Source organism: Brucella sp. HL-2 (genome assembly GCF_025846885.2).
GTDB classification, from domain to species: domain Bacteria; phylum Pseudomonadota; class Alphaproteobacteria; order Rhizobiales; family Rhizobiaceae; genus Brucella; species Brucella quorumnocens.
In genome coordinates this window covers 1-22,738 of the sequence record NZ_JAOYTK010000019.1, presented here as the reverse complement: position 1 = coordinate 22,738, position 22,738 = coordinate 1, and the positions used below count along the sequence as shown (strand labels likewise).

Below are 22,738 nucleotides of genomic sequence, written 5' to 3'. Positions count from 1 at the left end.
CAAAACCGGTTCCCACTTTTGCTGGAAATGCTTTAAATCAAACCATGTGGGCTAGTACCGCCAGCAACAAGAGTGCAACGATGTTGGTGATCTTGATTGCGGGGTTAACTGCCGGACCGGCCGTATCCTTGTAAGGATCGCCCACCGTATCGCCTGTTACAGAGGCTTTGTGCGCTTCCGACCCCTTCATGTGTTTCACACCATCGGCATCGGTAAAGCCGTCCTCGAAGCTCTTCTTGGCATTATCCCATGCACCACCACCCGACGTCATGGAAATAGCCACGAACAACCCGTTAATGATCACACCCAAGAGCGACGCACCCAGGGCCGCAAATGCTGCAGCTTTCGAACCCGAAATTAGCAGCACGCCGAAATAGACAACGAGTGGTGCCAGAACCGGCAGTAGCGACGGAATAATCATTTCGCGGATTGCTGCTTTGGTCAGAAGATCGACCGCTCGCGCGTAATCCGGGCGCTCCTGTCCTGTCATAATGCCGGGTTTTTCACGGAACTGACGCCGTACTTCTTGCACCACGGCACTCCCTGCCCGACCGACTGCCGTCATGGCCATGCCGCCGAAAAGATATGGAATGAGGCCACCGAAGATCAAACCGGCCACCACATATGGGTTAGACAGCTCAAAGGAAACCGGCCCCATATCTGCAAAATAAGGATAGGTTTGCCCATTCGCGGCAAAATAAGCCAAGTCGTTGGAGTAAGCTGCGAACAGCACCAAAGCGCCCAAACCCGCCGAACCAATTGCATAGCCCTTGGTGACGGCCTTGGTCGTGTTACCGACCGCATCGAGCGCATCGGTTGATTTGCGAACTTCCGGATCGAGCCCTGCCATTTCCGCAATACCACCGGCATTGTCGGTTACAGGGCCAAATGCATCGAGCGCCACAATCATACCGGCGATGCCCAGCATCGCCGTCACAGCGATTGCTGTGCCAAACAAGCCCGCCAACTGGTAGGTGCCGATAATGCCGCCAACGATGACAATTGCAGGCAAAGCGGTCGATTCCAGCGAAACGGCCAGCCCCTGAATGACATTTGTGCCATGGCCGGTAACGGAAGCCTGCGCGATGGAATTGACCGGACGCTTGTTGGTACCGGTGTAATATTCCGTAATCACCACGATCAAGCCCGTAACGACAAGACCAATCAAGCCACAGATAAAGAGATTGGTGCCTGTAATCGACATGCCTGCGACAGTGCCTATTTCACCCCAGCCAATTGTCAGCGTGTTGGCAACTGCCAAACCCACGATCGACAGAAGCCCGGTTGCAATGAGGCCTTTGTAAAGCGCACCCATGATGGAGCCGTTGACGCCTAGCTTGACAAAGAAGGTGCCTGCAATCGAGGTCAGCACGCATGCGCCGCAAATTGCCAGCGGATAGAGCATGACGCTCGAAAGCACATCGGAGCCGTTAAAGAAGATCGCACCCAGAACCATTGTCGCAACCACAGTGACTGCATAGGTCTCGAACAGATCCGCGGCCATGCCTGCACAGTCGCCGACATTATCACCCACATTATCGGCAATGGTTGCTGGATTACGTGGATCATCTTCGGGAATGCCGGCCTCGACCTTGCCAACCAGATCGCCACCGACGTCAGCGCCCTTGGTGAAGATGCCACCGCCCAGACGCGCAAAGATCGAAATCAGCGAAGCGCCAAAACCGAGCGCTACAAGCGCGTCGATCACGGTGCGGTCAGATGGCGAGTAGCCCATCCAGACCGTCAGAATAAAATAATAGACGGATACACCGAGCAGCGCGAGACCAGCGACAAGCATGCCGGTGATAGCACCAGATTTAAATGCGAGCTCCAGCCCGCCAGCAAGGCTGAGGGACGCGGCCTGCGCCGTCCGTACGTTTGCACGGACGGAAACATGCATGCCGATAAATCCGGTCAACCCGGAGAGAATAGCCCCTATGAGAAAGCCGATACCAGCAGTAATCGACAACAGATACCAGACTGCCAGAAAGACGACGACGCCAACAAGGGCGATCGTGGAATATTGTCGCGTGAGGTAGGCGGACGCGCCTTCACGGATAGCGCCGGCGATTTCCTGCATACGCGGCGTGCCCTGATCGGCCGCAAGCACTGAGCGGATCGCCCATGCGGCAAAAAGAACGGAAACGACACCGCAGGCAATGACGAGAAGAAGAACTCCAATTCCCATTTAGGCCAACTCCCATTGAGCTCGCGCCAGCCACAAGCAGATCGCTCGCAGTAGAGTAGCGATTACCTGCAAACATCGGCGCAAAGAGACCCGGAAACCCCTCCCCGGGCCAGGACTGGCGGCATGGAAGTGCCTGAAGCCGACTATTCACCGGGCTTCATCGGCTAGTTCTTACTTGTTTTTAGTTTTCGAAACATCTGCCTGAAATCAAATAATTGGCACAAGTTTCTGCATTTCAGCATTCTCAATGCCGCTGGCTCAACATGCGGAAGCAGTCTGCAAAGGTCAAGCCGTAGTTTGTTGGTCGACAAATGAAAAAGACTGCGGTTTCTCGCAGCCTTTTTCAATTTTATATAACTATTGATTATTACTTGCCACGCGGCTTTGTACCACGGCTTTCGCCGCGAAGTTCAAAAGCAAGACGATCCAGCACAGCGTTGACCAGTTTAGGTTCGTCTTCCGTGTAGAAAGCCTTGGCAATATCCACATATTCCGAAACGATCACAGCTGTTGGCACATCCTTGCGGGTCTTCAATTCCCATGCACCCGCACGCAGAATTGCGCGCAACGTGGAATCAAGGCGTGAAAGCGGCCAGTCTTCGGTCAGCGCGTTATGGATCAGCGGGTCCAGCGTAAGCTGATTATCGACAACACCGGCAACAATGCCGCGGAACCATTGAGGATCAGCATCGAGATATTGCGTGCCGTCCACTTCCTTGCCGAGCCGATGAGCCTCGTACTCGGCAACGACTTCCATAACGCCCGTACCGGCGACATCCATCTGGTAAAGCGCCTGTACGGCAGCCAGACGGGCAACGCCGCGCTTGTTTGCAGGTCGTGGGGCGTTCGGTGCGGAACGGCCTTCAGAAGAAGAAGTCATCGTCTCAGGCTCCGAATTTCTTGCGCAGATCAATCATGGTAAGCGCTGCGCGGGCAGCAAAGCCGCCCTTGTCCTTGTCTTCACGACGCGCACGCACCCAAGCTTGCTCGTCATTTTCTACCGTGAGAATACCATTGCCGATTGCGAGGCCTTCCTCAACCGAAAGATCGGTCAGAGCGCGGCAGGATTCGTTGGCAACAATATCGAAATGATAGGTTTCGCCGCGAATGACTGTGCCAAGTGCAACAAAGCCATCATACTCGGTGCCACCATTTTCTGCGCCATCAAGGGCAAAAGAGATAGTCGCAGGCACTTCAAGTGCGCCAGGAACTGTCACAACATCATAAGTTGCACCAGCTGCATCGAGAGCCGCCTTTGCGCCATCGAGAAGCGCATCGGACAAATCCTCATAGAAACGCGCTTCGACAATGAGCAGGTGCGGCGCATGCGCCTCGTGCTTGGACATGAGAAACTCCATGACAGAAATCGCGGACCGCAAATCTGCGGTCAACGCTAAATTCAGAAAATAGCTTAGGGTTGTTAGGCTCTAAGCTTATTTCTGATATTGCGCAAGCCTTGCTGCGTAACGAGCAAGCTGATCGATCTCGATATTGATCTTGTCACCTGTCTGACGATCACCCCAAGTGGTCACTTCCAGTGAATGGCGAATAAGCAGAACATCGAACTCATTTCCGTTCACGCCGTTGACCGTCAGCGATGTTCCATCAAGGGCGACGGAACCCTTCTGGGCAATAAACGGCGCAAGCTCTTCTGGAGCGCGCAGAGTGAAGCGGACTGCATCGCCCTCGTCCTTGCGCTCAACAATTTCTGCCTGTCCGTCGACATGACCAGACACCAGATGTCCACCCATCTCATCGCCAAGCTTGAGGGAACGCTCAAGATTAATCCGCGTGCCATTCTCCCATTTTGAGATCGTGGTTAGGCGAAGGGCTTCCTCCCATGCTTCGACTTCAAACCAACGCGCATTGGTGCCTTTTTCTGGCAAAGCCACAACGGTCAGACAAACACCGGAGCAGGAAATGGACGCTCCAAGTTCAATCGTCTCCGGATCGTAAACCGTTTCGATACGCAACAGAATGCCTTCATTAAGAGGCTTGATACGATCCACTTTGCCGATATCTGTAACAATCCCAGTAAACATCACGCTTTCCTTACATACTCGATACAGACATCGTCGCCGTACTGCGCATGGCGCAAAATTGTAAATTCATTATCGATATGGGATTGCAGATCCGCGACGGCAACCCCATTCGTTGCGCCAATTTCCACAGGCGAGTAAAACAGGACAAGCCGGTCAACCAGCTTCTCCTGCAGAAAACTCTTGGCAACACTTGCCCCGCCTTCAACGAGAACGGAAGAAATTCCCTGAGCGGCAAGATCGTCCATTAGCTCCGGCAAGGCGATGCGGCCCTCATCGCTTTCCGCAGCGATAATGCGGCATCCTGCAAGCTGCATTTCGTATCGCCGTTCGGGTGCCACATTTTCACAACAGGAAAGCCACAATGGAAGGGCTTCTGAACTGCGAACAAGCCGTGAATCGAGCGGTAACTTCAATCCACTGTCCAGTATAAGGCGAATTGGAGAGCGTTGTTCCAGTCCTGGAAGGCGGCAATTCAGGATGGGATCATCGGCAATTGCCGTATCAACCCCGATGAGGATCACATCGGTCTGTGAGCGCAAAATATGTGACTGCGCGCGCGCAATGGGACCAGTAATTGGAACCTGCCCCTCACCTTTTGTCCCGATGAAGCCATCGGCAGAAAGTGCAAGTTTTAGAATCACTTCCGGACGTTTTTTAGAAGATCGATTCAGATAGCCTGCCAGATCATCAGCCGCCATGTCCGACAAAACGCCTGGCACCACTTCAATGCCAGCCTCACGCAGAATGGCGAAGCCTTTTCCGCTCACTCTTTCATCGGGATCAGTCGCCGCAACGAATACCCGCGCAACACCTGCACGTACCAGTGCTTCCGCACAAGGCGGGGTGCGACCGTGATGGGCACAGGGTTCGAGCGACACGTAGGCTGTTGCGCCTTGCGCTGCTTCGCCGGCATCTGCCAAGGCTTGCGGCTCCGCATGAGGTCGTCCGCCAATCGCCGTTACGCCACGACCAACAATAACTCCGTCCTTGACGATTATTGTGCCAACAGAAGGATTTGTCCCCGTCAGGCCTTTGTTGCGGCGCGCATAACGGATGGTCGCTTCCATGAAACGGAGATCATCCGAAGTCACATTGGCATGCGGGAATTCCAAACGGTTCATATTATGCGTCCGAATCGCGTTCATTCTCGATCGTTGTCAGTTCATCGATGACATTGTGGAAATCAACAGCTTTGCTGAAATTGCGATAAACCGATGCGAAACGGATATAGGCAATATCGTCGACACCCTTGAGCGCATCCATTGCCAAGCGGCCAATTTCATCTGAGGTCACTTCCGCTTCGCCAGAGCTTTCAAGCTGTCGCACAATACCGGAGATGGCGCGTTCGATCCGCTCTTCATCAATCTCGCGCTTGCGCAGCGCCACATCGATGGAACGAGCAAGCTTTTCACGATCAAAAGGCACACGGCGACCGCTCTTTTTGACGACCATGAGGTCGCGGAGCTGCACGCGTTCAAACGTCGTAAACCGTCCACCACAAACCGAACAGACGCGACGCCTGCGAATAACCGCGCCGTCTTCCGCTGGACGAGAATCTTTCACTTGAGTGTCTTCAGATTGGCAATAGGGACAACGCATGGCACTCTCTCAACTTACTTTTACGCATGTCGTTGCCGCAAACCGCTTCACACTGAGGGCGCGAGACATGCCTTAGAGCGTTGAGCGCCCTCTTGGACGCAAAAAAGAACGCTCTAAATTATTGGATCTACGCATCGTGCTTTCTAAAAATCAAATCCGATTTTTGGGCCGGTACTGTAGACAGACTGATTCCTATTAATCATAGCGCATCCGAACAAAGCTGCATAATCGGGACCGAAACGAAAAAGCCCCGCTCAACAGGGTTGAGCGGGGCTTGAGAAATGCGTGAATAATTATCCCTGATAATCATACATTGGGAAACGACTGGTCAGCGAAATGACCTTGGTCTTTACCGCTTCTTCAACGGCTGCATTGCCTTCATCGGAATTTGCAACCTTGAGACCATCAAGCACTTCTGCGATCAGCGAGCCGATTTCCTTGAATTCGGCCTTACCGAAGCCGCGGGTCGTACCAGCAGGCGTGCCGAGACGAATACCCGAGGTTACAAATGGCTTTTCCGGGTCGAAAGGAATGCCGTTCTTGTTACAGGTCACATTTGCACGACCGAGAGCTGCTTCTGCGCGCTTGCCTGTTGCATTCTTCGGACGCAAGTCAACCAGCATGAGATGGTTGTCAGTGCCGCCAGAGACGATATCGAGGCCCTGCGACTTCAGTTCGTCCGAGAGTGCACGCGCATTATCGACGACGTTCTGAGCGTAGGTTTTGAATTCTGGCTTCAGCGCTTCTGCAAACGCAACGGCCTTACCAGCAATTACATGCATCAGTGGCCCGCCCTGCAGACCAGGGAAGACAGCTGAATTGAACTTCTTCGCCAGATCGGGGTCGTTGGTGAGAATCATGCCGCCGCGAGGGCCGCGAAGCGACTTGTGAGTCGTCGTGGTGCAGACATGGGCATGTGGAACAGGCGATGGGTGCACACCACCGGCAACCAGACCAGCAATATGCGCCATGTCGACCATGAGATATGCGCCGACTTCATCAGCGATTTCGCGGAAGCGCTTCCAGTCCCAGATACGGGAATAGGCCGTACCACCAGCCAGAATCAGCTTTGGCTTGTTTTCACGTGCAAGACGGGCAACTTCATCCATGTCGAGAAGATGATCATCTTCGCGCACGCCGTAAGAAACTACGTTGAACCACTTGCCCGACATGTTGACAGGAGAGCCGTGCGTCAGATGGCCACCTGAATTAAGGTCAAGGCCCATGAAAGTGTCACCCGGCTGCAGAAGCGCAAGGAATACAGCCTGATTCATCTGGCTGCCCGAGTTAGGCTGTACGTTGGCGAACTCTGCGCCAAACAGTTTCTTGGCGCGTTCGATTGCCAGTTCTTCAACAACGTCAACATACTGGCAACCGCCGTAATAGCGCTTGCCCGGATAACCTTCGGCATATTTGTTGGTAAGGATGGAGCCTTGAGCTTCAAGTACCGCACGGGAAACGATGTTTTCCGAGGCGATCAGCTCGATTTCATGACGCTGACGTCCGAGTTCGTTACGGATCGCACCGAAAATATCGGCATCGATTTCTTCAAGAGTTGCATTGAAAAAAGCGGTATTGGCTTGCGACATGTTTCACACCCTCCGGTTTAGCCGGTCAAAGCTATATGAGATGAGGCGCATTATCACACTTCGATTGGCAAGGCCAATGGCGCTTAAGCGAAAAGCATGTTCCAAAATGCGGCATGACGTAGCCATAGCGCCTATCGTGATTGAACCACACGTAATCGCTCACTCTGTTTTCATTTTTAAGCATGTCTTTCAAGGAAAACCGGTTCCCACTTTTCCGCGACATGCTTCAAACAAAAAAGCCGCCCGAAAAAGGATCGGACGGCTTTTTTGCAAGTGAATTCAAATCAGGTATCGGTGCCCAGCGCCAACGCGGTCGCACCATCCATCTTGTAGATATCATCGCGGAACTGCACAACACCATCGCCTGTCGACCATGCGGTGATGTAAACGAAATGCAGCGGCACAGGATCGGCCACCTGAATCGGCGTATTCACACCGGAAGCAATAGTGCCCTCAATATTCCGGCGATCCCAACCAGCGGTGTTCTTTAACAGCCAGACGTCAAGATCGCGAACATTCTGCACGCGAACACAACCCGACGAATCGAAACGCATGAGCTTGTTGAAGTAACTCTTCTGCGGCGTGTCGTGCATATAAACGGCGTGCTGATTGTGGAAGTTGATCTTCGTCGAGGACATGGCGTTGATCTTGCCTGGGTCCTGACGGAACATCAGCTTCACAGCGTCATCCGTATTCCAGTCAACGCTTTCCGGCGGAACTTCCTGACCCTGCGCATTGTAAAGGCGGATCTTGTTGTTTGCCAAATATTGCGGGTTTTTCCGCATCAGCGGAATAATATCCTTCTGGATGATCGACTTCGGCGCAGTCCAGTAAGGATTGAGAATGACTTCGTGAATCTTGGATTCCAGAATAGGCGTCTGACGATCGATCTTACCGACAACAGCCGTATGACGCTGCGCGACGTTGCCGCCTTCTACAGCCTCAATACGGGCAGCCGGAATGTTGACCATTACAAAACGCTGCTCCGACTGGCTTGCAGCAGCCATGCCAGAAAGTCGCTGAAGGTTGGTTTGCAGCTGCCCAAGACGCGTATTGGCGTCCACATTCATGGCCGCATACGTAAACTGGCCCATAACACCGTCAGCTGGAAGACCATGACGTGACTGGAAGCGCTTAACGGCTGCATCGACGTAGGTGTCGAACGCGCCAGAAACACCGGCTTCGCGTGGGAGGTCACCGGAAACGATAAGGCGCTGACGAAGAGCCTGTACTGTCGGTGCGTTCGCGCCAAGCTGCAGTTTCGCATTTCCGGGCACCTGTGGCCAGCCACCGCGACCTGCAATATCGGTATACTGAGCAATCGCGGACTGAAGATTACCAACCGTCTGCTGGCTTAGAACCGGCTGATTGGTAGCAACTTTCTGACCACCAGTCGCACGGGCATCGAACTGGTCATCCCAGTTACCACGGCGTGGTGCAGCAAGAATGTCGTTCAAAGCTTGCTGCTGAGCAAAAGCTGCAGGAACCATTGCCGAGGCGGCGGCCGTAAGACCGGCAGTTGCTGCGCCACGCAGGAAGCTGCGACGACCTACATTGAAAGCTTGCGTCTTCTTGTCGGTTTTGGTCATAGATTTGGTCCCAAAGGCTAACCGGTTGCGCCCAGATGCATCGCATCTGCAGATAGCTCTAAATTATGCGCTGTATATATTCGCTTATGTCGATTTTTATGGCTTATTCATGTCGCGGAGCCCGGATTTCAAGCCGGGCCATGCTGAAATAGCTCGCAATCATGAAGTTCGGCGCACAAAGCATACCAATTGTGACCGTTCTGCAACAAACCTGTAGGTTGCTAAAGCGCGCCGAATTTTATTCCATGCATACGGTACGCTTCATTTTCTGTTTTCAAGCATGGTTTTATCCCAAAACCGGATCCACTTTTGGGAGACGTACTTTACAGCCTGTAAGCGATGCTGTCGTTCCAGAAACGATCAAGACGCTGAAGCGAACGGTTCATTGCAGTGAACTCTTCCACCTGAATACCACCAACCTGCTCAATAGAAGCAATATGGCGCTGATACAGAGCCTGCACCTGATCAGCAATCTCATTGCCCTTGTCGGTCAGGCTCACACGGACCGAACGGCGGTCGGTGTTGGAGCGCTCATGATGGATAAAGCCCATCTCAACAAGCTTCTTGAGATTATAAGAGACGTTCGAGCCAAGGTAATAGCCACGCGAGCGCAACTCACCAGCTGTCAGTTCGGAATTGCCGATATTGAACAGGAGCAGCGCCTGCGTCGCGTTGATGTCGCTGCGGCCATTACGGTCGAATTCGTCCTTGATAACGTCGAGCAGTCGACGATGCAGGCGCTCAACCAGTTGCAAAGCTTCGAGATAAAGCGTGCGCAGGGCGGCTTCGGGATTCAAAAGCGGAGCAGATGCATCCATTCTGTGCTGTGCATTGATCATTTCTTTTGCCTCTCTGTCGGAGCAGCCTTTCATGAGGCCGCTCTCTTTGTCCTGTTTCATGCGGTGTATTTTCTCACCGTTCATGAGAGGACTTTAGGCGAGATGCATAAAATTCGAATTAAAAGTCAGCCTTAACAGTAGCTTACCAAGGGAAATGCAGTTTCAGGCTTAATGTTCTATTACTCGTGGATTGAATTTAACGTTTTAACCCCGGCCGAAATACAAGCTGTCTCCGATGTCAAATTCGAAAAATCCACTAGATTCATAAGCTTGCTAGTGGTCATTGAGATTCCGGCATTTTCTAAACACCTGTAATTAGTGATGCAAATGTCGGAATCAGGCCACTACAGCATAATTCCTTCAACTTGAATCAGTTTAAGGTAAAATTATGCTGTAAATATAGAGTGTTAGAGCGACCTTTGTGCGCCCAAGAGGGCGCACGGCGCTCTAGGCTATAATTTCAGCTGGGAATCCCCATGCGCGGTCCCATACGCGACTGCCGTCTTTTCTCAATGAAAAGCACCACGCGGAAAACGATATAGATGATGATGCAGACCGCATTAAACCCGACGGTAAACGGCTTATATTCAAAGTGGCGTGCAAAGACAGAATAGATGGCGATTTCGCCAATTGCCGCAACAAACCACAACACAGCCCCCCATGGCGCGCGCATCCAGAGGCCGGTCGCTGCAACGGGCATGAGAAGAGCGAGCGCAACCGATGCAGTCTGCCACTGCCACGGCATGAGATCAAAGCGCCACAGCAACCCCGGCTGAATACCGATCAATTTTATCCAGTAAAAAACGCCACTGGCGAGAGCCGCCAATGCGATCAGCCGCATGAACCAGACGAACGACCATTCGGCTCCACTTGGCTGTATATGCTGGTGCAGTTCATCCTGACGCATCAAAAGCTCAGTTCCCTCTCGCCAAGATTGGCAAAATACGCATTCACCATTTCCGGCTTCACATCTTCGATTGAAGCAGGATTCCAAGCGGGCGCACCATCCTTATCAATCAGGACAGCCCGCACGCCTTCGTAAAAATCATGTGCCTCAAGCATACGCGATGCGACGCGATATTCCATCCGCATGCAATCATCCAGATCAAGCGCTCGGCCATCGGCGATCTGGCGGAACGTAACCGCGACACTTGTCGGCGAACGCGTTGCAAGAACGGTCAGAATATCATTGGCAGGCTTGCTGCCATCAGTAGCCGACTTTTCCAGTGCTGCAGTACATTCGGCAAGTGTTGCATGGGCAAAACTTGCTTCAATCAACTGACGCGTTTCCACAGGCGTTTCATAATCCGGATACTGACAGCGCGCCAGCGCGGTATCGACATCTGCCGTAGCGATAAGATCGTCACGCAAATCGTCAAGGTCATTTACAGCAATGGCATGCGTGGCAATTCCACTTTGCAGACAATCACCCCAGCGAATGCGGTTGCCGGTGAGTGCAAGATAGTAGCCGAAATTATCATGGAGATGAGGCAGGAAGGCACTTCCCCCGACATCCGGAAAGAAGCCAATGCCAGTTTCAGGCATTGCGAAAAGTGTGTTCTCAGTCACGATACGGTGTGAGCCATGTACAGAAATGCCTGCACCGCCGCCCATAACAATACCATTCAACAACGAAATATATGGTTTGGGGAAACGTCCGATACGCGCATTGAGGCGATATTCGTCCTGGAAAAAATCATACGCGGGCGTGCCATCCTGCCCCGCCTTATACGCTGCAACGACATCGCCACCAGCACAAAAGGCACGGCCCTCACCCTCAAGAATCACACAGGCGACGTCTGGATCGGTTTCCCATGCTTGAAGCGCGCGGTCGAGTGCAAGAATCATCTTATGCGTCAGCGCATTGAGCGCAGATGTACGCGTTAGCTTGACGAGCCCTGCCTTGCCCTTGCGTTCGAAGCCGATTTCACTGCCGCCACCGAAGTCAATCTGCATGTCATCTCTCCCGTTTGATTAGAGCGGTTTCAGTTAAGACTGAATCGTTGGAACCGCTCTAATCATTCTTTCTTGCGCATTATCCTGCACAAAACCGCTTCGCACTTTTACTGGAAATGCTTTAAATGGGTAGAAATTGCGAAGCCCCGCGTCAATCCTGCGCAGGCCATTGTGCTTGGATTAGCCACTTTTCCCGTGATAAACCGTGCTCATCTGATAACAAGCTTCCGAACCGTTAGATTCCCAAGCTTTCTTCTCTCGGGAACATTTATATGACTGATCGTTTGTCCAACATTTCTTCTGCCAACATTTCAGGCCATGTCGATGACGTGACCGGAGGTCGTCGTCTGCGCCGAATGCGCAAGGCCGACTGGTCGCGCAGACTGGTTCAGGAAACACATCTCACGGTGGACGATCTTATCCTGCCATTCTTCCTTACCTATGGAACAGGCGTCAGCGAACCCGTGGAGGCTATGCCCGGCGTGGAGCGCTGTTCCGTGGATATGGCCGTACGCATGGCCGAGAAAGCTGCGAAGCTTGGTATTCCGGCGATTGCGCCCTTCCCGCGCGAAAAGGCCGAAGTGAAGACCGAAGATGGTTCTTTTGTTGCAAGCCCAGACAATCTGATCAACCGCGCGGTCCGTGCCATTAAGAAAGAAGTGCCAGAGATCGGCATCATCACCGATGCCGCACTCGATCCATTCACGACCCATGGTCATGATGGCATTTTACGCAACGGCGAAATCATCAATGATGAATCCGTCGCCATGGTGGTTCGTGGGGCACTTGCTCAGGCTGAAGCGGGTGCGGATGTTATCGCGCCTTCCGACATGATGGATGGCCGCATTGGTGCAATCCGTCAGGCCCTGGATGCACATGGTTTCAACCATGTGCCTATCATGTCTTATGCGACGAAGTTTGCTTCCGCCTTCTATGGTCCTTATCGCGATGCGATCGGCACTGCTGGTTTGCTGAAGGGCGACAAGAAGACATATTACATCGACCCTGCAAACCCGGATGAAGCGGTGCGCGAAGCCGAACAGGACGTGGCCGAAGGTGCTGACATGCTGATGGTCAAGCCCGGCATGCCTTATCTCGACATCATCCATCGTCTGAAGAGCACTTTCCGGCTGCCAACCTTCGCCTATCAGGTGTCGGGCGAATATTCGATGATCAAAGCCGCAGGCATGAATGGCTGGATCGACGAAGAAAAGGTGATGATGGAAAGCCTACTGGCTTTCAAGCGTGCTGGTTGTGACGGCATTCTGACTTATTTTGCAATGGAAGTGGCTGAAAAGCTTAAAAACCACGGCTGAGGGTTCAGAACCACTATTTCCTTGAAATAGTCTCTTTCATTCACCATTTTGGTAACTGTTCTGCACAATGCGGAGCAGCGGACGGCTTTATTTTTCCGTACGTTTCTCTTTTAAACGACTGGAAGGGACAATGTCCGACCATATTCTGCACGGCGAAATCATGGGGCCGCGTTACGAAAGCCGCGCATTTTTTGAAGGCGTCCGAACGCGCCGCATCATGGCTTTTCTTATCGATTACATGATTGTCTTTTTTCTCTGCATTCCAGTGGCAGTCGTGATTTTCATTCTGGGTATTATCACGCTCTCTTTGGGATGGGCGCTTTACGCGATCATGTTTCCAGTTGTGGCGTTGTTTTACGTCTCACGCACGTTGGGAGGCCCTCAGCAGGCCACCAAGGGCATGCAGATGATGAATATCAAGCTTGTGCGCCTTGAAGGCGGAACTGTCGATCCGATGCTGGCAATCGTGCACTCAGTTCTTTTCTGGGGCTTGAACGTCGTGCTTACGCCGCTGATCCTGCTGGCCACTCTGGTGACCGATCGCAAGCGTGCGGCTCATGATCTTTTGCTCGGAACTGCAGTGATCCGTTCGGATCGATAAACCAATCATCAAAAAAATTCAGGGTCGGCTGTGCAGAATGTCTATTGACGTTTTGTGCAGCCGGCTCAATCTTTAGGCTCAGGATATATCGTGATGGTTCCGGTATTGCCGTTTTGTGGATATTGAATGACCCATCAACCGCAACAGTCTCCGCAGTTCTTTCTAACAGCTCCCTCGCCCTGCCCTTATCTTGAGGGCCAGCTGGAGCGGAAAGTTTTCACGCATCTCGTTGGCGACAAAGCCAGCGAGATCAATGACCTGCTAACGCAGGGCGGTTTTCGTCGTTCCCAGAACATTGCCTATCGGCCAGCATGCGAGCTATGCCGTGCATGTGTTTCAGTCCGAATTCTGACCGGTGAATTTGAACTGAACCGGAGCATGCGGCGGGTGTCGCACCAAAATCGTGATTTGATTGGTCGCCAGCACAAGGCACAGCCAAGCACCGAACAATATGCACTCTTTCGCGATTATCTCGATGCTCGTCACCATTCCGGCGGCATGTCCGACATGACCGTTCTCGATTATGCGATGATGGTGGAAGATACGCACGTCAACACGCAGATTATCGAATATCGCAGACGTGGGCCAGATAGCTTCATCAGCGCAAAAGGCGATGGTGAACTTGTCGCGGTAGCATTGACCGACGTGATGGCCGATGGCCTATCGATGGTCTATTCGTTTTTCTCGCCCCATATGCATGAACGCTCGCTGGGTACGTTCATGATACTCGACCATATTCAACGCGCTCGCGCTGCTGGCCTGCCCCATGTCTATCTCGGCTATTGGGTCGAAGGCTCGCGGAAGATGCAGTACAAGGTCCGTTTCAAGCCGCAAGAGCATCTTGGTCCACGCGGCTGGCAACGGTTTGAAGGCTACAGCATAATTCCTTAAACTTGAATCAGTTTAAGGTAAAATTATGCTGTAAATATAGAGTGTTAGAGCGACCTTTGTGCGCCCAAGAGGGCGCACGGCGCTCTAGTGGTCTGATTCCGACATTTTCCTCCCTCAGTTACAAACGTCGAACAATTCAGCCATAATCAAAACCGCGCTCAGTTCACCAACCGCTTTTCCATAGGATAAGATAACTGGCCAGCGCGCCAAAGCTTCGGCTCTCCAATCTGCACGTATCCCATACTCTGATAAAAGCGGCGCGCAGTGCCAGTGCTCACCAGTTGGGCAACAGCCACGCCAGTTTTGCGCAAATGTTCTTCCATAGCCAGCATCACTGCCTTGCTGACACCACGAAAGCGAAAATCGGGAGACACGTAATTGAGCAGAATTTTCCCATCGCTGGAGACTTGTCCCACCCCCGCAATATTGCCGTCAATCTCCACCACTACCGTTAGCTGAAGCGGCGCCGTGATCCAGTGGCGAATATTTTCTGGTGTCTTATTGGCAAGCCACGCTGAGAGAATATCATTCCGCTCTTTGTGGTCCTCGACGCACAGCTCGGCAATCGATCGTCTTATCGCATCGCAGATAGGGTCGACATCCTCGGCTCGTGCTGATCTGATCTGCAAGCGTAGGCTCTCCTGCGTCACAACAGATATCCAGAAGAATAAGGCCTAACGCTGTCAGTATCGACCCCAATTTTAGAGCACCGATCCGACTGAATCAGACCGGCGCTCTAATCATTTGTTTTTACACATTACCCGGCACACAGCTGCTCCGTGCAGTTGCTGGAAATGCTTCAAAACTTACCCGAACGCGGGAAGCCTTTTGGCACAACTCGCCCTGCGGACGCGCGGGCCGCGATCCACTCGACCAGCTCTTCCTTGCTGCGATTGAAGGTGCGATCAGCCGAATCCTGCCATGACAGCCCCTCGGCAATTGCAAAGGTACGGACATCAGACACGCCGCCGTCCTTGTACTTCTGCAGACGTACGCCCTTGCCACGCGTCATTTCCGGGATTTCGGAAAGCGGGAAGACAACCATCTTGCGGTTCTCACCGACGACGGCAATGTGATCACCCGAGATGCGCTGACAGAGCTTTGTCTCGTCCGGCACCTTCACATTCATCACCTGCTTACCCTTACGGGTATTGGCGACTGCTTCATTTTCAGGAACGATGAAGCCATTGCCCTCATGAGAAACCAACAGCAGCTTGGCTGACGGGTCATGCACGAAAGCCGTAAGAATATCCTGATCGTTTTCCATATCGACAAGAATACGGATCGGCTCGCCATGACCGCGACCACCCGGTAGCGTATTTGCACCAATCGTAAAGAACTTACCGCCCGTTGTGACCAGCAGAATTTTGTCTGTCGTTTCCGCATGGAAAGCGAGTTTGAGCTTGTCGCCTTCCTTGAAAGCCAGCGTGGAGAAGTCGGCCAGATGCCCCTTCATTGCACGAAGCCAACCTTTTTCAGACACGACAATGGTCACTGGCTCGCGTTCAATCATCGCCTGATGAATGTCTTCCAGATCATGGGTCGGCGCTTCGGCAAAGGTGCTGCGACGCTTGCCCAGTTTGGTAGCAGGGCCAAATTTCTCGCGCACTGCCTTGATCTCGGTGCTGATCTTCTTCCACTGGCGAGTGCCAGAGGCGAGCAGCCCCTCAATATCGGTCTTCTCAGATGTCAGACCATCGAATTCCTTGCGGATTTCAAACTCTTCAAGCTTGCGCAACGAACGCAGGCGCATATTGAGAATGGCTTCGGCTTGATTATCCGTCAAATCGAAGAACCGCATCAATTCCTGCTTCGGCTCGTCTTCCTCGCGAATGATCCGGATGACTTCGTCGAGATTAAGATAGGCCTTCAGGAAACCACCAAGGATTTCAAGGCGCTTCTCAATCTCGGCCAAGCGGAATTCGGAGCGGCGAACCAGCACTTCCTTGCGGTGCTCCAGCCATTCCCGCAGCACACCGCCAAGCGACAGAACGTTCGGCACCTTGCCGTGCGAGAGCACGTTCATGTTGAGCGAAACGCGGTTTTCAAGCTCGGTCAGCTTGAACAGCGATTCCATCAGCAGTTCAGGATCGACTGTACGGTTCTTGGGTTCGAGAACGACGCGAATATCTTCCGCAGATTCGTCACGGATATCGTCGAGCAACGGCAGCTTCTTTGCCAGAAGCAGTTCCGCGATCTTCTCGATCAAGCGCGATTTCTGCACCTGATAAGGGATCTCGGTGACGACGATAACCCAAGTACCGCGATTGCCTTCTTCCTTGTGCCAGCGTGCACGCGCGCGGAACGAACCTCGCCCGGTGCGATAGGCTTCAACGATGTTGGCATGATCCTCAACCAGAATGCCGCCAGTCGGGAAATCCGGTCCGCGCACCTTACATTTCAGAAATGCAGCCGGATCGTTTTCCGCTTCCTTTTTCAATTCTTCCCATTGTTCAGGCGAAGTGATGAGTTCTTCAACGCTCGCCTCTGGGTGATTGATAAGATAAAGCGCCGACGAGCAAAGCTCCGCCACATTATGCGGCGGAATATTGGTGGCCATGCCGACCGCAATACCTGCCGAGCCATTGGCGAGAAGATTCGGGAAAGCACCCGGAAGAACAATCGGTTCTTCGTCTTCTTCGTTATAGGTCGGGCGGAAGTCGATGGCGTTTTCGGTGATGCCTTCAAGCAGCAGCGTTGCCACTTCAGTCATGCGCGCTTCGGTATAACGCATCGCGGCGGCATTATCGCCATCGATATTGCCGAAGTTGCCCTGCCCGTCCACAAGCGGATAGCGCACGGCAAAATCCTGCGCGAGACGCACCAGTGCATCATAGATCGAAGCATCGCCATGCGGATGGAACTTACCCATCACATCACCGACAATACGCGCACATTTTGCATAAGCCTGATCGGGATTGAGCCGCAACAAGCGCATGGCGTGCATGATGCGCCGATGCACCGGCTTCAGACCGTCGCGCACGTCCGGCAGCGCACGATGCATGATCGTGGACAGCGCATAAGCGAGGTAGCGCTCCTCGAGGGCTGACTTGAGATCGACCCGTTCGATGTGTTCTTCGCCGTCGCCCGGCGGAATCAGACTTTTACCCATACTTCTCAGTACCAATTGCGCGATTCGTCAGCAAGTAGCGATGAGAACCAATCCAGTACATTCGTCGCAATGTTGCCGTCATTCAGCATCTATAGAGGAATTGTAGATGTTTTCTCCACAGCAATCATGGCGCGAACGAAACGGGCTGTATTTTCATTCGTAAAGGCTTATGAAGGCTGTCTAAATTTACTAAATGATCAGGAGCCAATAAATGAAGGTTTTCGTTGTTAGCAAGCAGGCCGCGCGCGTCTTCGCAGCAAGCACGGCACTCTCGCTTGTTCTTGGCAGTGCAGCAATGGCTGCAGATGCAAATGCAGTCGCAGAGCGCGTCAAGGCCCTCTATACAAAGCAGGGCGGAGAGCTGAACTTCGCCGAAGTTCAGGCTGACGGCGACAACATTTTGCTCAAAGGCACAACAATCAAGCTGCCTACCGTTTCTGACAGCGCGACGCCTGTAGGCGACATAACGCTCGAAAACGTGCAGGACACGCCAGAAGGCGGCTATAGCATCGAAAAAGTTTCGGTTGCAGATTTGGACTTCGCTCCTGAAGGCGCGGACAAGAACGATAAAGCCACGATCAAAGGCATTTCGATGGAGAACGTTATTCTTCCATCCGAGAAAGCCGAAGGCCCGCTCGCAAAGATGGTCTTCTACGACAAGATGAAGATCGACGAATTTTCGGTTGGCACTCCGGGCAAAGATGGCGCTCAGATTAAGGGCGTGGAAGTGACGCTGAATTCGGCCAACAAGGCCGAAAAGATCGACTACACTTTGACCATTGCCGATATTGATGCGGTTTTCGAGAAGGACGGCAAAAACCCGCTGGCACCGCTCGACATGAACGCACTCAAAGGCTCAGTCAATTCAAAGGGCACATGGCAGCCAAAGTCTGGCAACGCGACATTGGATCAGTTTGAAATCGACGCCAAGGACCTTGGCAAGATCAACCTGACGGGCGCCATCGACGGCTATGATCTGTCTTTTGTCGAAGCATTGCAGAAGACCCAGGAAAACATGGCTAAGGCCGATGCGGAAAAAGATGCCGCTGGTCTCGCACTTCTGGGCCTTGCAGAACAGCTGAGCCTTAAGAACCTGTCGATCCGCTTCGATAACGAAACACTGACGCAGAAGCTGCTCGACTACTATGGCAAGCAGCAGGGCGCTGATGGCAAGCAGCTTGGCGAACAGCTGAAGATGATGGTTCCGCTGATGGCAACACAGCTCAAGAACCCGGAATTTGCTCAGCAGCTCAAGGCCGCAGCTGAAAAGTACTTCGACGATCCAAAGTCGCTGACTATTTCCGCTTCGCCGGACCAGTCGGTTAGCTTCGCATCCATCGTTGCAACCGCGTCGCTCGACCCAACGAAGATTATCCAGCTTTTGAAAGTTGGCGTCGAAGCCAACAACTAATCAGATTCATGCTGATGAAACGGAGCCCGGTGAGTTCTGCTCACCGGGTTTTCTTTGTGCTCTTTCATTCCATCAAAGAAAAAGCCCGGTCTCGCGACCGGGCTTTTTTGTTGTCAATTCTTAGACGAATTAGCTCTTCTGGGTTGGTGCCAGACGAATGTGCAGATCACGCAGCTGCGCTGGTGTTACATCCGAAGGTGCATTCATCAGAAGATCAAGCGCCTGCTGGTTCATCGGGAAGAGCGAGATTTCACGCAGGTTCTTTGCACCGACGAGTAGCATGATCACGCGGTCAACACCGGCAGCCATGCCACCATGTGGAGGCGCGCCGTACTGGAACGCACGGTAGAGGCCGCCGAAGCGCTCTTCGACATCCTGCTGGCTGAGGCCAACCTTTTCAAACGCCTTGACCATGACATCTGGCAGCTGGTTACGGATCGAACCGGAAGCGATTTCGAAGCCGTTACAAACCAGATCATACTGGTAAGCCTTAAGCGTAAGCGGGTCCTGCGTTTCCAGCGCTTCCATACCACCCTGTGGCATCGAGAAGGGGTTGTGCGCGAAGTCGAGTTTCTTGTTGTCTTCGTCCCATTCGTAGAACGGGAAGTCGATGATCCAAGCGAGTTCAAAACGTTCGCGATCAACAAGGTTCAGTTCTTCACCGGCGCGCGTTCGTGCATCACCTGCAAATTTATAGAACTTCGATGGCTGACCAGCTACGAAGAAGCAGGCATCGCCATCGCCGAGACCAAGCTGGTTGCGGAGGGCTTCGGTGCGTTCTTCACCAATGTTCTTGGCAATCGGGCCCGCGCCTTCGAGCTTGTCACCTTCCTTGCGCCAGAAGATGTAACCCAGACCGGGCTGACCTTCACCCTGTGCCCATGAGTTCATACGATCACAGAATGCGCGGCTGCCGCCCGTCTTGGCCGGGATTGCCCAGACTTCAACCTTGGGATCGTTGGCGATCATGTTCGCGAAGACCTTGAAGCCCGAACCAGCAAAATGCTCGGTCACCGCCTGCATTTCAATCGGGTTGCGCAGGTCCGGCTTGTCCGAACCATAGGTGCGGATCGCGTCATCATAAGCGATGCGGCGGAAATTCTGCGTGACCGGCTTACCTTCAGCAAATTCTTCGAAAATGCCGCGCATGACCGGTTCCATCGTTTCCCAGATTTCTTCCTGGGTTACGAAGCTCATTTCAAGATCGAGCTGATAGAATTCACCCGGCAGACGGTCTGCACGCGGATCTTCATCGCGGAAGCAAGGTGCGATCTGGAAGTAGCGGTCGAAACCAGCAACCATCAGAAGCTGCTTATACTGCTGTGGAGCCTGCGGTAGCGCGTAGAACTTACCTTCATGAATTCGGCTTGGCACGAGAAAGTCGCGCGCGCCTTCTGGCGAAGAAGCCGTCAGGATTGGCGTCGAGAACTCGTTGAAGCCGATTTCGGTCATGCGGCGACGCATCGCTGCAATGATCTTGGTGCGGCTCATGATGTTTTTGTGCAGCGTTTCACGACGCAGGTCGAGGAAACGATACTTCAGACGAATGTCTTCCGGATAATCCGGCTCACCAAAAACTGGCAGCGGTAATTCCTTGGCAGCAGCGAGAACTTCGATCTCGGTTGCGAAGATTTCGACTTCGCCGGTCGGCAGATTTGCGTTCACCGCTTCGTCTGCACGCGCTTTCACTTCACCGTCGACGCGAATAACCCACTCGCCGCGAACCGTTTCAGCAATCTTGAACGCGGGCGAATCAGGATCAGCCACGACTTGCGTCAGACCGTAATGATCACGAATATCGATGAAGAGAATGCCGCCATGGTCACGGACGCGATGAACCCAGCCAGACAGACGGACTTTGGAACCAACATCCGATTTGCGAAGGGCTGCGCAGGTGTGGCTGCGATAACGGTGCATGATTTCTGCCTTTTGGAACTCAGTAATCTTGTGCAGGCAAAGCGCTGCAAATTCGGGCGGAAAAGCGCATTTTGCTCACGCTTTGTCAAGCCGACACTGTCTGTGTTAGACCAGCTTGACAGAATATGTCGACAAAAATCACTATTTCCGTGTTATTCCCTCGCAATATCATTCTTGCGGCGCGGCAAGCGGGCCGCCTTTTAATATTCTGTTTAAACGCGCATCTTTTCCGAAAACCGCTTCACACTTTTCGGGATGCGCTCTAAAAGAAAAATATGCAGCTCATCACGACCACAGAGGCCCTTGAAGAGGCCGTATCCGCCCTCGCCAAATCCGACTTCGTCACAGTCGATACCGAATTTATTCGGGAAACGACGTTCTGGCCGGAGCTCTGCCTCATTCAGATGGCTTCTCCTGACCACACTGCATTGGTGGATGCACTGGCTCCCGGCCTTGATCTGGCACCTTTCTTTCGGCTGATGGCCGATGAAAAAGTGGTCAAGGTTTTCCATGCCGCGCGTCAGGATATTGAAATTGTATTCCATCTTGGAGACCTCATCCCTGCCCCAATTTTCGACAGCCAGGTGGCTGCGATGGTTTGTGGGTTTGGCGATGCGATTTCCTATGATGCGCTGGTTCAAAAAGTAACAGGCAAACAGCTCGACAAGTCGTCCCGTTTTACCGACTGGCGTCGTCGTCCGCTTTCTGAAAAACAGCTCGATTATGCTTTGGCAGACGTAACTTATCTGCGCGACATCTATCTCTATCTCAAAGCAGAGCTGGAGAAAGAAGGTCGCAGCGAGTGGGTCAGCGAAGAAATGGCAGTACTCAGCGCACGCGAAACCTATGATCTGCATCCAGACGATGCTTGGAAACGGGTTAAAACCCGCATGCGCAAGCCTATTGAACTCGCAATCGTTCAGTCCGTTGCAGCATGGCGTGAACGTGAAGCACGCGAGCGTAATGTTCCACGTGGCCGCGTCATCAAGGACGACACAATAGCCGAAATTGCACAGCAGCAGCCCAAAGATGCAGAAGCACTGGGGCGCCTGCGTTCTATTCCTAAAGGCTGGGAACGTTCCGCTCAGGCATCCGGACTGATTGCGGCTATCCAGTCGGCGCTGGCTATTCCAAAAGAAGATCTGCCGCGCCTACCCAAGCAATCGCATTCGCCCGAGGGTAGCGCAGCGGCAGCCGATATTCTCAAGGTTCTGCTCAAGCTTGTGACCGAAGAACACGGCGTTGCGGCAAAGATTGTCGCCAATTCGGATGATATCGACAAGATCGCAGCTGAAGGCGAAAATGCCAATGTGCCCGCACTGCACGGCTGGCGACGGGAAGTCTTCGGCCAAAAGGCACTAGACCTTATCGCTGGCAAAATTGGTATCAAATTTGAAAACCGTCGTATCCAGGCGGTGGAACTGAACTAACGCAGCAATGGAAACAATGAAAAGGCCGATTCGAAGAAATATCGGATCGGCCTTTTTTTGTTTGTTGGAAGCGCTGTAATTATTTGTTTTTACACATTATCCGACGCAAAACCGCTTCGCACTTTTGCTGGAAATGCTTTAGGGTCCAGACTCAATTGAGCCACCATGTGACGATGGCAGCGATATAGCATGTGGCTGTAAAGTTCAGCATGAGCTTGTCATATCGTGTCGCGACCCTCCTCCAGTCCTTGAGGCGGC

The 22,738-nt window shown here is 52.9% G+C and carries 19 protein-coding genes and 1 pseudogene; 5 read left to right on the top strand and 15 right to left on the bottom strand.

Annotated elements, in window-relative coordinates; all coding sequences use genetic code 11:
- Window positions 1-37: 37 nt before the first annotated feature.
- From OIV19_RS17385 to OIV19_RS17335, 11 genes are all read right to left on the bottom strand, one after another.
- On the bottom strand, window positions 38-2,188 hold the full coding sequence (locus tag OIV19_RS17385; protein WP_095446396.1) for a sodium-translocating pyrophosphatase: 2,151 nt from the start codon (window positions 2,186-2,188) through the stop codon (window positions 38-40).
- Window positions 2,189-2,555: 367 nt separating this feature from the next.
- Window positions 2,556-3,068 (bottom strand): transcription antitermination factor NusB, encoded by a 513-nt coding sequence (gene nusB, locus OIV19_RS17380; RefSeq protein WP_095446395.1) that lies wholly within the window; start codon window positions 3,066-3,068, stop codon window positions 2,556-2,558.
- A 4-nt stretch (window positions 3,069-3,072) separates the two neighbouring features.
- Window positions 3,073-3,534, bottom strand: a complete 462-nt coding sequence (locus OIV19_RS17375) for a 6,7-dimethyl-8-ribityllumazine synthase (RefSeq protein ID WP_024897422.1) — start codon at window positions 3,532-3,534, stop codon at window positions 3,073-3,075.
- 87 nt (window positions 3,535-3,621) lie between these two features.
- Window positions 3,622-4,230, bottom strand: coding sequence for a riboflavin synthase (locus OIV19_RS17370; protein WP_095446394.1), 609 nt, complete (start codon window positions 4,228-4,230; stop codon window positions 3,622-3,624).
- Window positions 4,230-5,351 (bottom strand): bifunctional diaminohydroxyphosphoribosylaminopyrimidine deaminase/5-amino-6-(5-phosphoribosylamino)uracil reductase RibD, encoded by a 1,122-nt coding sequence (gene ribD / locus OIV19_RS17365; protein WP_264232427.1) that lies wholly within the window; start codon window positions 5,349-5,351, stop codon window positions 4,230-4,232. The genes OIV19_RS17370 and ribD overlap by 1 nt, the downstream gene beginning before the upstream one ends.
- A 1-nt stretch (window position 5,352) precedes the next feature.
- Window positions 5,353-5,829: a transcriptional regulator NrdR gene (gene nrdR, locus OIV19_RS17360; RefSeq protein WP_095446392.1), complete on the bottom strand. Its 477-nt coding sequence runs from the start codon at window positions 5,827-5,829 to the stop codon at window positions 5,353-5,355.
- Between the two features lie 293 nt (window positions 5,830-6,122).
- The gene (gene glyA / locus OIV19_RS17355) at window positions 6,123-7,418 is read right to left on the bottom strand and encodes a serine hydroxymethyltransferase (RefSeq protein WP_095446391.1); all 1,296 of its coding nucleotides are present in this window, start codon (window positions 7,416-7,418) and stop codon (window positions 6,123-6,125) included.
- A 284-nt stretch (window positions 7,419-7,702) separates the two neighbouring features.
- Window positions 7,703-9,007 (bottom strand): L,D-transpeptidase family protein, encoded by a 1,305-nt coding sequence (locus tag OIV19_RS17350; RefSeq protein WP_095446390.1) that lies wholly within the window; start codon window positions 9,005-9,007, stop codon window positions 7,703-7,705.
- Between the two features lie 323 nt (window positions 9,008-9,330).
- Window positions 9,331-9,846, bottom strand: coding sequence for a transcriptional regulator LdtR (ldtR, locus tag OIV19_RS17345; protein WP_151095591.1), 516 nt, complete (start codon window positions 9,844-9,846; stop codon window positions 9,331-9,333).
- A gap of 460 nt (window positions 9,847-10,306) precedes the next feature.
- Entirely contained in the window at window positions 10,307-10,753 is a 447-nt protein-coding gene (locus OIV19_RS17340; protein WP_151095567.1) for a DUF6163 family protein, read from the bottom strand.
- Window positions 10,753-11,802 carry an enoyl-CoA hydratase/isomerase family protein gene (locus OIV19_RS17335; RefSeq protein WP_264232426.1) on the bottom strand — a complete coding sequence of 350 codons (1,050 nt, stop codon included), beginning with the start codon at window positions 11,800-11,802 and terminating at the stop codon, window positions 10,753-10,755. Before OIV19_RS17335 ends, OIV19_RS17340 begins: the two co-directional genes overlap by 1 nt.
- Window positions 11,803-12,074: 272 nt before the next feature.
- Between OIV19_RS17335 and hemB the strand changes: the two genes are divergently transcribed.
- The 3 genes from hemB to OIV19_RS17320 all read left to right on the top strand — a co-directional run bounded on the left by hemB (window position 12,075) and on the right by OIV19_RS17320 (window position 14,610).
- Window positions 12,075-13,118, top strand: a complete 1,044-nt coding sequence (hemB, locus tag OIV19_RS17330) for a porphobilinogen synthase (RefSeq protein ID WP_264232425.1) — start codon at window positions 12,075-12,077, stop codon at window positions 13,116-13,118.
- A 130-nt stretch (window positions 13,119-13,248) separates the two neighbouring features.
- Window positions 13,249-13,719, top strand: coding sequence for an RDD family protein (locus OIV19_RS17325; RefSeq protein ID WP_095446385.1), 471 nt, complete (start codon window positions 13,249-13,251; stop codon window positions 13,717-13,719).
- 126 nt (window positions 13,720-13,845) lie between these two features.
- Entirely contained in the window at window positions 13,846-14,610 is a 765-nt protein-coding gene (locus OIV19_RS17320) for an arginyltransferase (RefSeq protein WP_264232424.1), read from the top strand.
- Between the two features lie 158 nt (window positions 14,611-14,768).
- On the opposite strand, the gene OIV19_RS17315 is transcribed toward OIV19_RS17320, so the two are convergent.
- Both OIV19_RS17315 and OIV19_RS17310 read right to left on the bottom strand, forming a co-directional pair.
- Complete coding sequence (locus OIV19_RS17315; RefSeq protein ID WP_157743456.1) at window positions 14,769-15,239, bottom strand: GNAT family N-acetyltransferase; 471 nt, start codon at window positions 15,237-15,239, stop codon at window positions 14,769-14,771.
- Between the two features lie 170 nt (window positions 15,240-15,409).
- Entirely contained in the window at window positions 15,410-17,722 is a 2,313-nt protein-coding gene (locus OIV19_RS17310; protein WP_151091477.1) for a DNA topoisomerase IV subunit A, read from the bottom strand.
- Window positions 17,723-17,933: 211 nt separating this feature from the next.
- Here OIV19_RS17310 and OIV19_RS17305 point away from each other — a divergent pair, with 211 nt between their 5' ends.
- Window positions 17,934-19,133, top strand: a complete 1,200-nt coding sequence (locus tag OIV19_RS17305; protein ID WP_264232423.1) for an aq_1923 C-terminal domain — start codon at window positions 17,934-17,936, stop codon at window positions 19,131-19,133.
- Window positions 19,134-19,262: 129 nt separating this feature from the next.
- Here OIV19_RS17305 and aspS read toward each other — a convergent pair whose 3' ends face one another.
- The gene (gene aspS, locus OIV19_RS17300; RefSeq protein WP_024897408.1) at window positions 19,263-21,050 is read right to left on the bottom strand and encodes an aspartate--tRNA ligase; all 1,788 of its coding nucleotides are present in this window, start codon (window positions 21,048-21,050) and stop codon (window positions 19,263-19,265) included.
- 275 nt (window positions 21,051-21,325) lie between these two features.
- On the opposite strand from aspS, the gene rnd reads away from it, so the two are divergent.
- The gene (rnd, locus tag OIV19_RS17295; RefSeq protein ID WP_095446380.1) at window positions 21,326-22,480 is read left to right on the top strand and encodes a ribonuclease D; all 1,155 of its coding nucleotides are present in this window, start codon (window positions 21,326-21,328) and stop codon (window positions 22,478-22,480) included.
- 151 nt (window positions 22,481-22,631) lie between these two features.
- Here the strand turns inward: rnd and OIV19_RS17290 are convergent.
- A pseudogene (locus OIV19_RS17290) lies at window positions 22,632-22,738 on the bottom strand (IS5/IS1182 family transposase); the annotation flags it as partial.